Genomic DNA, 13,094 nt, shown 5'->3' on the forward strand with positions numbered 1-13,094 from the left:
AATTCCTTAATTTTTTAAGCCTAACTGCGCCAATGGATGCGCCTCTTGTGACCAAATAGTGTCAAAAAAATAGTCCACAACTGCCGATGGCACTTGCTCTACAGATTTAAAACGCCAGTTAGGCTGATTATCTTTATCGATCATCAAGGCTCTTACCCCTTCTTGAAATTCACCGTATTCACCACATTGGCAAGACATGCCTAGTTCCATTTGAAAACATTCTGCTAAGGTCATATTTTTACCTCTTTGCAGTTGTTCAAACACTAGATGCGCGGTGATAGGCGAGCCTGCCTGCAAGGTTTTTTGGGCTTTACTGAGCCATTTATCGTCTGCGCTATCAAGCGCTAAGATAAATTTGACGGCCTGACTAACATCAACGTGATGCGCCAATGCCCCGAGTTTATCCTGATAGTTTTTGAGATTACTCTTAGGTAACGCTAGATGAAAATCAGTCTGAACCTCAAGACAAATATCAGATAAAGTTTGCGCAAATTCTGCCACTTGCCAATTCGCCCCAAGTAACTTATCCATAAGCCCTTGTTTTGCCTCTTGAGGCATATAATAGTCTGCCAAATTGCTATATAAAGCGTCGGCAGCATTAATGGAAGCGCCCGTTAGCCCTAAAAATAACCCACAGCCTGGTGGCATGGCATTTAAGAAATAACTACCGCCCACATCGGGATATAAACCTATGCTAATTTCGGGCATGGCAATACGCGAGGTTTCTGTCACTATTCTGTGACTAGCGCCACTCATTAGCCCTAAACCACCGCCCATAATAATACCGTTGCCCCAAACCAATATGGGTTTTTCAAAGCTGTGAATAAGATGGTCTAATCGATATTCTTGCGTAAAAAACTCTTGTAAAGCTAGAACATTTGCAGTGCTTTCATTTTGTTGTTGCGACTGCTGCATCGACCTATACATAGAGACAATGTCACCACCAGCACAAAATGCGCGGTCACCACTGCCATCTAAAAAAACCATCGCCACTTGAGGATCTTGCTGCCATGCTTCTAGTTGCGGTGTTAACAAGTTAATCATCTGCAAATCTAACGCATTTAGGGAAGCCGGTTTAGTTAAGGTGGCAACCGCAATTTTAAACCCACCTGTAGCGGTTAATTCTTTAAAAATAACCGCTGTGTCTACCTCAGACATAATATTCCTTCTTTAAAGATAAGACTGACAACAAAACTTAAAGAATGTCATTAGCGTTTTCTGATAACAAACGTCTACCAATAATCATCCGCATGATTTCGTTAGTCCCTTCCAAAATTTGATGTACCCGCACATCGCGCACATAACGCTCTAATGGATACTCTTTAATATAGCCATAGCCACCATGTATTTGCAGGGCTTGATTGCACACTTCAAAGCCCACATCTGTGGCAAAGCGTTTCGCCATAGCACAATAAGCGCTGCACTCTGAGTCTTGATTATCCAGTTTGAACGCGGCCAATCTCACCATTTGCCTAGCAGCTACCAGCTCGGTGGCCATATCAGCTAATTTAAATTGTAAGGCTTGAAACGCCGCCAAGGGTTTTCCAAATTGGGTACGCTCTTGCATATAGGCCTTGGCGGTATCCAGCGCCATTTGCGCGGTACCTAAAGAGCAAGTAGCAATATTAATGCGACCGCCATCTAAGCCTTTCATGGCAAAGGTAAAACCTTGCCCTTCTTCACCCAATAAACAATCTGCCGATAAACGTACATTATCAAAGGTGATCAGACGAGTGGGTTGAGCGTTCCAGCCCATTTTTTCTTCGGCTTTGCCGTAAATGATGCCGTCTGCATCTGCAGGTACCACAAAGGCAGAGATGCCTTTTGGACCAGCTTCACCGGTGCGCGCCATGACCACTAATACATCAGTTTCACCTGCGCCTGAAATAAACATTTTAGAGCCATTTAGCAGATAATCATTGCCGTCCTTTTTAGCTGAGCTACGCATCGCAGCCGCATCTGAACCTGAACCTGGCTCAGTTAAGCAATAGGAAGCGAGCTTTTCACCTGTGACTAAGCTTGGGCACCACTGATCTTTAGCCGCTCGGGTTCCCCATGTCGCTATCATCCAAGTAGCCATATTATGAATGGTCATCATGGCGGTGGTGGTGGTGCAGCCCATCGACAGTTGCTCAAAAATAATCGAAGAGTCTAAACGGCTTAGCCCTAAGCCCCCTTCACTTTCGGGCGAATATAAACTACAAAAGCCAAGCTCTCCGGCTTTTTTAATCACCTCTTTTGGAAAAATATGCTCTCGATCCCACTTAGCCGCGTGGGGTGCCAGCTCTTGCTCGGCAAACTGTTTGGCGGTTTCGGCAAAAGCTTGTTGATCTTCGGTTAAATCAAAATTCATTATACTTCCTATTTCAACGAGATAGTCATATTCGGACCAGAAGGAATATCATCTTCAAACCAACGGGCAGTCACCGTTTTAGTTTCAGTGTAAAAACGCACTGCCTGTTTGCCATAGGCATGTAAATCGCCATAAAACGAGTTTTTCCATCCGGTAAAAGAGAAAAACGGCAAAGGCACAGGAATTGGCACGTTTATACCCACCTGCCCCACTTCGATTTCATGTTGATATTTACGAGCGGCTGCACCGCTAGCAGTAAAAATAGAGGTACCGTTGCCGTATGGATTACGATTCACTAAGGCGATGGCTTCTTCTAACGTATCCACAGTCATGCAGCACAATACTGGGCCAAAAATTTCTTCTCGGTATATGACCATGTCTTCGTTAACGTCGGTAAAAACGGTAGGGCCTACCCAATTGCCGTTTTGATAACCGTCTTGATCCATCACAAAGTCTGAACCGTCTAATACGCAGTTTGCACCTTCATCTTTTCCTTGCTGAATATAAGACAACACCTTTTGTTTTGCTTGAGGGCTAATTAGTGGCCCAAAACCTGCTGATTCGTCATTCCACAACCCTGGCTTAACGGCTTTTAATAGCTCGGTTAATTCTGGGATCCATTCTTTAGACTCGCCCACAAACACAGCCACTGAAATCGCCATACAGCGCTGACCTGCGGCACCTACCGAAGCCCCCACTAAATTATTGACAACTTGCTGCCGATTAGAATCGGGCATGATCACCGAGTGGTTTTTAGCCCCTGCAAAACATTGAGCCCGTTTCATGTTGTCGGTAGCAGTTTTGTAAATATGCTGCCCTACTGGCACCGAGCCTACAAAAGACACCGCATTAATATCTGGGTGAGTGAGTAAAGTATTAACTTGATCTTTTCCACCATGCACCACATTCAACACACCTTTTGGTGCTCCTGCTTGCACAAATAACTCGGCCAACTTCATAGGAGTCAGAGGATCTTGCTCAGAAGGCTTAAGAATAAAGGTGTTACCACAAGCCACCGCCATAGGGAACATCCACAAGGGGATCATCGCCGGGAAGTTAAAAGGCGTAATACCTAAACACACCCCTAAAGGTTGTACGTAGCTGTAAGTATCTATCCCTCTCGCGACATTTTCTGCAGTTTCACCCATCATCATGGAGGGAATATTAATAGCTTGCTCTACCACTTCTATGCCGCGCCATACATCACCTTTAGCATCGGCAAAGGTTTTACCTGTTTCACTGCTTAACAGGGTAGCGATTTCATCATGATGCTCTTTTAATAATTGCTGATAACGCATCATCACTCGCGCTCGTTCTGAAGCAGGCACTTCTCTCCACTCCTGGAACGCAGCTTTGGCACTGGCTACTGCTAACGATAGCTCAGCGTCGCTATTGCATGTCAATTCTGCAATCACCTCATTATTTGCGGGATTGGTCACTGGTATGTTTGGCAGGGAAGACGAACTGACTAATTCGCCATTGATCATTGAAGGAACAGAATGCATAAATAATCCTAAATAGTATTGATTGAAGGAGGCTAACAAATTTTTACCTTTACGTTAACGTAAAGCAAACAATTTAGTTATTTAGCAACTGTTCTGTTAGCTATACAAGTGCAAATTGTTTGTTTAATCAACACAAAACATAAAGACTCAAAAAATTGATTATTTTTATCCCTTGTGCCTGTTATGCTGGCTTTATGAGTAGCAAATCAATTTCCAAACTATGTCACTTGCTAAAGTCAGTGTAGCCGTTGTAGAAGACAATGGTATGGCGCGAGCCAATATCCGTAACCATCTGTTGGATATGGGCTTTTCGCAAATTAGTTGCTTCAGCAATGGTCGAGATTTAAGAGCCAACATGAGAAGTCTGAGAATAGATCTTCTTCTTATGGACTTTCATCTTGGACAAAATAAAAATGGTGTAGAAGTCGTTCAAGACTTGCAAAAGCAGAAAAAAATTACCCATACGACTTGCGTAATGTTTATAACATCCGACAGGGTTCCTATGGTGATTGGGCAAATCTTTGATATGCATCCAGAAGCATTACTGACTAAACCTTATACGATCCGAAATTTAGCAAAAAATATTTATAGCAGCCTAAATTTGCACAAATATTTGATGCCGATTTACAGAATGATGGATGAAGATAAATATCCACAGGCACTAGAATTACTCGATCATTTATTAGAAGAAGATTCTCAACCCAAGAAACGCAGTGCGCTGATAAAACTGCGCGCCAAATTGTTAATCAAAGTAGGACGTAATTCTGAAGCAGCCGACCTTTATCGTAGCGTCTTAGAACAATCCGACAAAGTAATATGGGCAAAATGGGGCCTAATCCAAAGTCTTTTTCTCGAAGACAAGGTAGAAGAAAGTGAAACCCTACTCCATGATTTAACAAAATCAGCACTGACCAATGACAAAGCTTGTGAATGGCTAGCCCGTATTAGTGTCAATAACAACCAATACAGTAAAGCTGAAAACTATATGCATCAAATCCATGAAGGTCAGCTTTCTATCTCTGCGGCCCGATTAAAGGCGTCTATTTATCAAGCACAAGAGAGAGGAAACGAAGCAATAGCTTTACTTGAAAAGAAGCGTGAATCGAATCGCTCAATTCGCGAACGCTTCGATGAAATATCTCTGGATTTGGCTCGTTGTTATATGTCTGAAGCGGAGCAGAGTACCAAACCTGAACGTACCTCTGACTTACAAGTCGCAAAACACTTGATTGGTGCCGCAGGTAGAAAATTATCCGATCCTAGCTTGACCATCAGAAAAGACTATATGTTTGCCATGGTGGCTTTTATGGAAGGCAACATTAACAAAGCCAATGAGATTTTAGCCCGTCCGGGGATGAGTGAATTAGAAGATGCTGAAATTTCGACTATTACAGATGCAGTTCAGGCATGGCGGAGCTCTGGTGATACCGAAAAAGCCAAAAAGTTCTTGAAGCTCAGCCAAGAAAAGCTTAAAAACATTGAGGATGGTAATGAAAAAACAGTCTCTGGCATATTAGTCGCAAAAGGTGAAGAAGCCATTGGTGAAAGAAGGCCTCAAGCCTTAGAGTTTAATAAAACCGGATTACAAAAATACACTGATAAAGATTTTGTAGGTGCCACTGATGACTTCTATCAAGCCTACTTACTCTTCCCAAGAGAATTAGCCTTTAGCCTTAATTTACTACAAGGCTTGGTGGACGCTGAACTTCTTTCTTTTCACAAAATTAATACCCTAGAATTTTTAGGTGAATTACAAAGTCGTGAACTCAATGAAGGCAATAAAAAACGTTTAGATGAAATTGTTGGACGTATTACCAAGAAAAAACATGTATATTTTATCGCCAGCAATAAGCAGGAAGATAAAAACCAAGATGAAGACGAAACTCAACAGTAGGGCAATGGTAATCTTACAGTGCTAAAGAATATTTTTGCTCCATGGAGCCTAGTTATCTATTTAAGCCTGTTGGCAACCTATACTTTTGCCGAGGATACCAAACCCGCCCCTGTACTATATTTTGATTTAGGCCAAAAAGACGGCTGGGTACCTTTCCGAAAAGCGGCTAGAACTGGCGCATTGAGTGTTCTTAAAGAACTATCTATGGCGCTAGAAGCCCATTCTGGCGTTCAATTTTTAACAGTTAACTTTCCTCAAAAACGAGCAGAAAAGGCACTGTTGGATGGCATCTTAGATTTTGATTTTCTATGTCTTGAATGGCTGCCAGACAATGAACCAGGGGAAGGCTTTGTTGCAACCGACTCATTTTTTGAAATTTCCATGCACTTAGTGACATTAAAACCCAACACCCATTTATTTCCTACCCCTGAATCTATGTTTAATAAGCACGTTGGTACTATAGGTGGCTACTTTTATGTCAACGATGACAAATTTACTCGTGTCGACTTCCTTAACGAAAATTTACAGATGCTAGGTTTAAAGCGAGGTCGTTTCAAGGCAATTATTGCTGAAAAAGAATCTGCTAAATACTGGGCAAAACTCAATAATATCGAAATAGGCTTTGCCGCCCTACTCAGTAAAGGCAAGTTAGTTATGCGACTCAGAAAAGAGCATAGCGCACTGCTACCTACTTTGAATAAAGCGATTAAAGAATTGAAAGACTCAGGGAAGCTACAAGCCATCTTAAATTCACATGGCGTAGAGTCGGAAATATTTTAACTTAACCCGAGTCTGGTCAACGTAAAAACCTAAAGTGTGGCACCAGATTCAACCCGGTGCCAGCCCTTGCAATCAGTCACAATAGCTTAATTGATTAAACTTTTGTTGCTGATAATCGGCATCACCAAAGGTGGTATTGATCATCATTAAACGTTTCACATAATGACCCACATCCAGTTCGTCGGTAAAACCCATGCCGCCGTGTAGCTGGATGGCCTCATCGCCAATCAACTTACCGTTACGACCTATCATCACTTTTAGCGCCGCGATGTTTTTGGCTAAGTCTTCTGCACCACTTTCAGCGGCGCACACAGCGCGATATAAAATGGACTTGGCTTGTTCGCCGGCCATAAACATATCTACCATACGGTGTTGTAAGGCTTGGAAACTACTGATAGCCACACCAAACTGTTGACGTGTTTTACTGTATTCGATGGTCGTGGCAGTCAGTTTTTGCATTATGCCCACAGCTTCTGCACCTAAGGCCATAATAACGTCGGCCACTACGGCTTCTGTCAACTTATAGCCTTGGTCTACTTCACCTAAGACTTGATCAGCTGCCACTTTGACATCAGTCAGTTTGATATTGGCTACCACTTGTCCGTCCATCAATCTGTAGGTGGTGCGCTCAACACCAGCGGCCTCTACATCGATTAAAAACAAAGTAATGCCTGACTCGTCGCACTGCTCACCAGAGGTTCTGGCCGATACAACGACTTTGTTTGCTGCTGCACCATTAGCGACCACGGTTTTTTCGCCGTTAAGTACAAAGCTATCACCATCGCGCTCAGCGCGGGTTTTTACATCAGCTAATTCAAAACGGCTTTGACGCTCAAGATAACCAAAGGCCCCTTGCAAAGAACCATCGATGATTTTTTCGATATAAGCATCTTGTAAGGATTCATTACCACTTTTATTCAGTAAACCACCAAACATTAAAACAGTAGCGATAAAGGGCTCAACCACTAGGCCCTTGCCCATTTCTTCCATCACCGCCATGACATCAGTGGCACCGCCACCAAAACCACCGTGTTTTTCTTCAAAGGGGATAGACAACCAACCTAATTCTGCAAAGGTATTCCAGTTATCTGGATTAAAACCGAGTTCTTTGGCGGCATTTTCGCGGCGACTTTCAAAGTCATACTGGTCTTGCACAAAGCGCGCTACGCTGTCTTTGAGCATGTTTTGTTCTTCTGATAAATTAAAATTCATGATTAAAGCCCCAATACATATTTGGCAGTAATGTTCTTCTGCACTTCGTTTGAACCACCATAGATAGTCGCGGCACGGCCGTACATGTATGCTTTTCTAGCGGCGTGTCCAAAGGCATGACCTATAGTGTCTGCGTTTTCTTCACCGTGAATAACACCGCTGTAATAACCTGCTAAATCCATATACATTTGCTGAATAGCCTGCTGAATTTCGGTGCCTTTGATTTTCAAAAGTGAAGATTCAACGCCCGGGCCTTTACCATCTGCGGTAGAAGCTAATACTCGTAGCTCAGTGTATTCCAGTGCCATCAATTCAATTTCGGTGTTTGATAAGCGGTTTTGGAACTGAATATCTTCACTGAGTGGGCGACCTCCGCTAACTTCTTGAGCAAGCAAGTCGCGCAATTCACGTAAGCGCCTTTTAGAATCAGCAACAGCAGCTATTGAAGTACGTTCGTGGGCTAGCAATGCTTTGGCATAAGTCCAGCCTTTGTCTTGTTCGCCAATGCGATTTACTACTGGCACGCGCACATTATCAAACACCACTTCGTTCAAACTGTGATGGTCGTCGATGGTAGAGATTTTATTAACCGTAATGCCTGGGGTTTTCATATCAATCAATAGGAACGAAATACCATCCTGACGCTTACCCGAATTATCGGTACGCACCAAACAAAAAATCCAATCGGCGTACTGGGCGTAAGTGGTCCAAATTTTTGCACCGTTAACGATGTAATCATCACCGTCTAGTTCTGCTTTGGTTTTTAATGCCGCTAAGTCTGAACCGGCACCGGGCTCTGAATAACCCTGACACCACCAATCTTCACTTTTAAGAATGCGCGGTAAAAATTTTTGTTTCTGTTCGTCACTGCCAAAACCATAAATGACTGGGGCCACCATTTTTACCCCAAATGGCACCACGTCAGGTGCACCAGCTAATGAACGTTCGGTTTCAAAGATAAAGTTTTCTGTTACCGACCAATCGGTACCGCCGTATTCAACTGGCCAACCGGGCGCCAGCCAACCCTTAGCATTTAATTTATTCTGCCATTCAATTTGCGCGGCTTTATATCCTTCGCCGCCATCGTTTACTCGCGCAGCTAACTCTTCTGTCCAATTCTCTGATAAAAATGTACGAACTTGGTCGCGAAAGGCCAGTTCATCAGCCGAAAATGTAATATCCACGTTTTGTTTCCTCTTTATTTATTCGTCTTAAGACTAATCCTAAGCAGGCCAATACTGTACGCCTGTTCCATTTCATTGTATTTAGGTTAAAATGCCACATAATACGGCAAAAGTGCTAAATCAACATTTTGAGGGCAAAAAGTGGCCGAACCTAAATGGCGAGTAGCATTACTGATTTATAACGGCGCTTGGGCGTCTACTATTTATGGCTCGTTGGAGTTATTTCACAGCGCCAACCTAAGACAAGCTCAAGACCAACAGTTTCATTGCGATTTGGTCAGTGCCGATGCAAAGCCGGTACAGCTATACGGCGGTCATTCAATTACTGGAGATGCCGAGATTAGCGAGCAATCATATGATTTGATTATGCTAGCCCATTACTGGGGAGATTTTGAACAAGTTAAACAACAATATCCTCAGATTCCCCCTTGGTTGGCACAACAACACGCCAAAGGCGCACGTATTGCTGGCATCAACAGCGGAATATTTTGGGCAGCAGAAGCTGGGGTATTAAATGGCGGAAGAGCCACCACCTATTGGCGGCATTTACGGGAGTTTGAACAGCGCTACCCTGAGGTGCAATGGCAAGCGAACCAAGCCAATGTTGAACATCAAGGTATTTACAGCTCTAACGGCCAAAATGCTTCCATGGATTTAAGTTTGCATCTACTGACAACCTTTTGTAGTGCTTCTTTAGCTACAGAGTTGAGCAGAGATATTCGCTTTGATAGTCACCGAATTTCTGACTTAAACCTGATCAATATTGCCGGTTTTCGGCAGCACCGAGATTTAGGCATTCACCGCGCCCAAGATTGGCTAGACGAATATTATTCTGACAGTGTGGAATTTCAGCAACTGGCTAATCAAATAGGCATGAGTAAACGCACTTTCATTCGCCGTTTTCAAAAAGCCACAGGGGAATTACCGTCGCGTTACCTGCAACGACTACGGGTAGAAGCGGCTAAGCATTATTTAGGGAATACCGAGGACAGTATCAAAACCATTGGTATGAGTGTGGGATATCGAGATATCAGTTCTTTTTCGAAAGTATTTAAGGCATTGACTGACGTCACGCCACGCGCATTTAGAGCGCGACTAAGACCTTCAAGAATACTTTAAAACCCGGCTAAAAATCCGTTCGATATCTTTTAGGTTTCGACAAGTTTCGACACTGCCACACCAAGGTGAATATTCAGACATGATGGAGTCACCTGTATCCCATAAACTTTGTCGTTCTGGATTTAACCACAACACTCTTTTGCTCTTTCGGTAGACTTTTTCCCAAATATCGACGCGGCCATCGCCGTTATTATTGCGCGCATCGCCTAATAAAATAACTGTGGTGCGTTTATCGATATTCGCCAAAGCTTGTGACTGCAAGCCTTCAAAGGCTTTGCCATAGTCTGTAGGCATACCTGCCCAGCGCTGCATTATTTCGTCTAACGCTATTTCCATACTTTGTTGTTTGAATAATTCCGACACATCAATCATTTGTGATGCAAACACAAAGGAACTGACTTTTGGTAACACATCTTGCAACGAATACAAAAATAACAACAAAAACCTTGCCACTCGGCTCACCGAACCACTCACATCACAAATGGCGAGTACTTTGGGGCGTTCAACACGTGTTGCCTTCCAGCGCGTATGAAATAGCGCACCATCAAAAGCAGCATTGGCCGCAATAGTTTTGCGCACATCAAGTTGCCCTCGTTTACGGGTTAAACGGCGGCGGCCATGCTGTGAGGCCAGCTTGCGGGCAGCGCGCTGTACTAAGCGCTGCATCAACTTGTAGTCGCGAGCTTCGAGTTGCCCTAATTTTATCTGTTGCAGGTGTTCGACGCGATATTTTTGACCTTTGTTGCGAGCAAAGATCATATATTGCTGCTCAACATAATCTTTGACCTGTTCTTGTAATTGCGCTCTAGCTTGAGTTAATCGCTTTTTTAAGTGTTTTTGTGCGAGATCAGCAGGTTCAGTACGTATCTCGGCACTTAGCTCAGCGTCACCTAAGCGTTGCATGATTTTGTACGCAAAGTAATTTTTTTGGGTAAATAATACTATAGAAGATAACTTTTCAGCACTGGCGGCTTGCACAATATCCAAACTCATGTCGGCACCTTGACCTAGTGCCTTTCCTAGCGTGGAGCTGGCATCGCCTGACGCATTTTCTGAATTGAGTGAAGGCTCGGCTTCTGAGCTTTTGGCATTTGACTGATTGGCTGCTGCGGACTGTGATTGGCTTATTTCATTGGGATTAGAGGATGACTCAGAGTTATTTTCTTGCTCTTCATTAAGGGTTTCAGAATTGCCAAAATACAAGTCAAACAACTCTTCATAAGTATCTGTATCAGCTTGGCGTTTGACTAAAGTTAAGGCCAATACTGTTTTGGATCTTTCACGTTGTGATAACCCTGTTAATTTAATGGCATTCAGGGCATCTAATGACTCAGCAGGAGAAATAGGTAAACCGGCTTCTCGTAACGCTCCAATAAAATCACCAACAAAACGCACCTAACTTAAGCCCTTCAATAAGGCATTAATTTCTGGCTCGACCAATTCGATATCATCTTGAAACTTCAATAATAAATTTAAGGTGTCTTTCACCCAAACCGGATCCAACTCTTCGACATTTAACAACAACAACGCCCTTGCCCAATCAATGGTTTCACTAACAGCTGGAGACTTTTTAAGCGGCATATCTCTTAATTTGCCGATCATGGCGACTATTTGTTCTCGCAATAATTCATCCAAGCCTTGTACTTGCGTGGCTAAAATACGGCTTTCTAATTTCGCATCTGGGAATGGAATATACAAATGTAAACAGCGACGTTTTAGGGCGTCGCCCAGCTCTCGAGTATTGTTACTGGTTAACATTACAATGGGCGTCGATTTAGCTTTTACTGTGCCAATTTCAGGGATAGACACTTGATAGTCAGATAACAGCTCCAGTAAAAAGGCCTCAAACTCTTGATCGGCCTTGTCGATTTCATCCACCAGCAACACTGCGCCATCTTCACTTTGTAGGGCTTGTAATAAAGGTCTAGGCTCTAAAAATTCCTGAGAATAAAATATATCGCCAAAATCATGTAAACGAGCCACCGATTCATCTAAACCTCGGGCTCCTTTAAGTACATCGCCAAGTTGTTCTTTTAACACTTGGGTATACAGCAGTTGTTTACCGTATTTCCATTCGTACAAAGCCTTTGACTCATCTAAGCCTTCATAACACTGCATACGAATTAAAGGGGCGTTAAGATAAGCCGCAGTTACCTTGGCAAGTTCGGTTTTACCGACTCCAGGTGGGCCTTCAATCAAAATCGGTTTTTGCAATTGGCAAGCCAAATAAATAGCCGTAGCCACGGCGTTACTGCAAATATAGCCTAGGTCTTCATAGGCTTTTTGAATAATCTCAGGGGAAGCAATTTTTTCTTGGTGTTTTATGATCACAACTGTCTAATGCTTAAAGTGAATATCCGTCATTATTCGCTTAAGGCACGACTAATTGCAATCCTTTCGAAATGAAAAAATCCAATTGCACACAACTCTGGGTTAGAACCAAAAAACGTAATAAATAATGTTAAGGCGCTAATCGGGTGCGTTAACAAATAACAATACCAAACCGCTGGTTGCAGCGTAGATAAACGCGCCGTTAAATGAAGCAGCGCCTGCTGCCGTTTGCCACATTTGGAATAGGGCGCCGCCTAATACGATAAAACCACCAAACCAAACAACCAGTGCCGTTCCTGCCCCTAAGATTGCAAATTTTTTCGCGGCATTAAAATCCTGACTGCTGCCATGGCGTGCTTGCCACAGATCCCACGCACCTTTTAGTGACAGTGCGGCCACTAAAAACTCCCCCATCAAAATAATAAGTAAGGCTATCGTTATCAATAAAGAATGACTTACAACAGGAAAGATATGATTGGCATAAACAGTATGTCCGTCCATGCCTAATACGTAAGTCACCGCCCCTAATGCAGCGTCATAATTTGCCAAATTCCCCGCTACGTAAAGTGCTCCCTGTAACCCAACAAAAATAACCAATATGACTTTTAACAAGCGAATTGCCATGAAATTCTCCCTAAATAACCCGAACTCGGGATAAGAAACGCCTGTAAGTAGCGCTATTTTTGCCCCTATCTTCGTTGTTCATCATGAGTGTA

At 43.1% G+C, this 13,094-nt stretch carries 11 protein-coding genes; 3 read left to right on the forward strand and 8 right to left on the reverse strand.

All coding sequences use genetic code 11. The annotated features are described in order from the left end of the window. Positions 1 to 6: 6 nt before the first annotated feature. Genes Q0688_RS23065 through Q0688_RS23075 form a run of 3 tightly spaced genes read right to left on the reverse strand, consistent with a single transcriptional unit; the run spans position 7 to position 3,858 of the window. On the reverse strand, positions 7 to 1,158 hold the full coding sequence (locus Q0688_RS23065) for an enoyl-CoA hydratase/isomerase family protein (RefSeq protein ID WP_299082880.1): 1,152 nt from the start codon (positions 1,156 to 1,158) through the stop codon (positions 7 to 9). A 37-nt stretch (positions 1,159 to 1,195) separates the two neighbouring features. Next, positions 1,196 to 2,353, reverse strand: coding sequence for an acyl-CoA dehydrogenase family protein (locus Q0688_RS23070; RefSeq protein WP_299082882.1), 1,158 nt, complete (start codon positions 2,351 to 2,353; stop codon positions 1,196 to 1,198). An 8-nt stretch (positions 2,354 to 2,361) separates the two neighbouring features. Continuing rightward, positions 2,362 to 3,858 (reverse strand): CoA-acylating methylmalonate-semialdehyde dehydrogenase, encoded by a 1,497-nt coding sequence (locus tag Q0688_RS23075; protein WP_299082884.1) that lies wholly within the window; start codon positions 3,856 to 3,858, stop codon positions 2,362 to 2,364. A 220-nt stretch (positions 3,859 to 4,078) separates the two neighbouring features. Between Q0688_RS23075 and Q0688_RS23080 the strand changes: the two genes are divergently transcribed. Then, entirely contained in the window at positions 4,079 to 5,752 is a 1,674-nt protein-coding gene (locus Q0688_RS23080) for a response regulator (RefSeq protein ID WP_299082886.1), read from the forward strand. 18 nt (positions 5,753 to 5,770) lie between these two features. After that, complete coding sequence (locus Q0688_RS23085) at positions 5,771 to 6,532, forward strand: ABC transporter substrate-binding protein (RefSeq protein ID WP_299082888.1); 762 nt, start codon at positions 5,771 to 5,773, stop codon at positions 6,530 to 6,532. Positions 6,533 to 6,604: 72 nt separating this feature from the next. Here the strand turns inward: Q0688_RS23085 and Q0688_RS23090 are convergent, their stop codons facing one another. Then, positions 6,605 to 7,744 carry an acyl-CoA dehydrogenase family protein gene (locus tag Q0688_RS23090; protein WP_299082890.1) on the reverse strand — a complete coding sequence of 380 codons (1,140 nt, stop codon included), beginning with the start codon at positions 7,742 to 7,744 and terminating at the stop codon, positions 6,605 to 6,607. Positions 7,745 to 7,746: 2 nt separating this feature from the next. Beyond that, on the reverse strand, positions 7,747 to 8,928 hold the full coding sequence (locus Q0688_RS23095) for an acyl-CoA dehydrogenase family protein (protein WP_299082892.1): 1,182 nt from the start codon (positions 8,926 to 8,928) through the stop codon (positions 7,747 to 7,749). A gap of 141 nt (positions 8,929 to 9,069) precedes the next feature. Between Q0688_RS23095 and Q0688_RS23100 the strand changes: the two genes are divergently transcribed. After that, positions 9,070 to 10,047, forward strand: coding sequence for a GlxA family transcriptional regulator (locus tag Q0688_RS23100; RefSeq protein WP_299082894.1), 978 nt, complete (start codon positions 9,070 to 9,072; stop codon positions 10,045 to 10,047). Here the strand turns inward: Q0688_RS23100 and Q0688_RS23105 are convergent. From Q0688_RS23105 to Q0688_RS23115, 3 genes are all read right to left on the reverse strand, one after another. Continuing rightward, complete coding sequence (locus tag Q0688_RS23105) at positions 10,033 to 11,442, reverse strand: VWA domain-containing protein (protein WP_299082896.1); 1,410 nt, start codon at positions 11,440 to 11,442, stop codon at positions 10,033 to 10,035. The genes Q0688_RS23100 and Q0688_RS23105 overlap by 15 nt on opposite strands. Then, positions 11,443 to 12,378: a MoxR family ATPase gene (locus tag Q0688_RS23110; protein WP_299082898.1), complete on the reverse strand. Its 936-nt coding sequence runs from the start codon at positions 12,376 to 12,378 to the stop codon at positions 11,443 to 11,445. It abuts the gene before it with no gap. A 138-nt stretch (positions 12,379 to 12,516) separates the two neighbouring features. Beyond that, complete coding sequence (locus Q0688_RS23115; protein ID WP_299082900.1) at positions 12,517 to 13,002, reverse strand: DUF2165 family protein; 486 nt, start codon at positions 13,000 to 13,002, stop codon at positions 12,517 to 12,519. Positions 13,003 to 13,094 lie beyond the last annotated feature (92 nt).

The organism is uncultured Paraglaciecola sp., assembly GCF_937123705.1.
Classification (GTDB): Bacteria; Pseudomonadota; Gammaproteobacteria; order Enterobacterales; family Alteromonadaceae; genus Paraglaciecola.

Coding starts and splice junctions, on each gene's coding strand:
- Q0688_RS23115 (WP_299082900.1), bottom strand. CDS start 13,002: ATGGCAATTCGCTTGTTAAAAGTCATATTGGTTATTTTTGTTGGGTTA.
- Q0688_RS23065 (WP_299082880.1), bottom strand. CDS start 1,158: ATGTCTGAGGTAGACACAGCGGTTATTTTTAAAGAATTAACCGCTACA.
- Q0688_RS23070 (WP_299082882.1), bottom strand. CDS start 2,353: ATGAATTTTGATTTAACCGAAGATCAACAAGCTTTTGCCGAAACCGCC.
- Q0688_RS23080 (WP_299082886.1), top strand. CDS start 4,079: ATGTCACTTGCTAAAGTCAGTGTAGCCGTTGTAGAAGACAATGGTATG.
- Q0688_RS23075 (WP_299082884.1), bottom strand. CDS start 3,858: ATGCATTCTGTTCCTTCAATGATCAATGGCGAATTAGTCAGTTCGTCT.
- Q0688_RS23090 (WP_299082890.1), bottom strand. CDS start 7,744: ATGAATTTTAATTTATCAGAAGAACAAAACATGCTCAAAGACAGCGTA.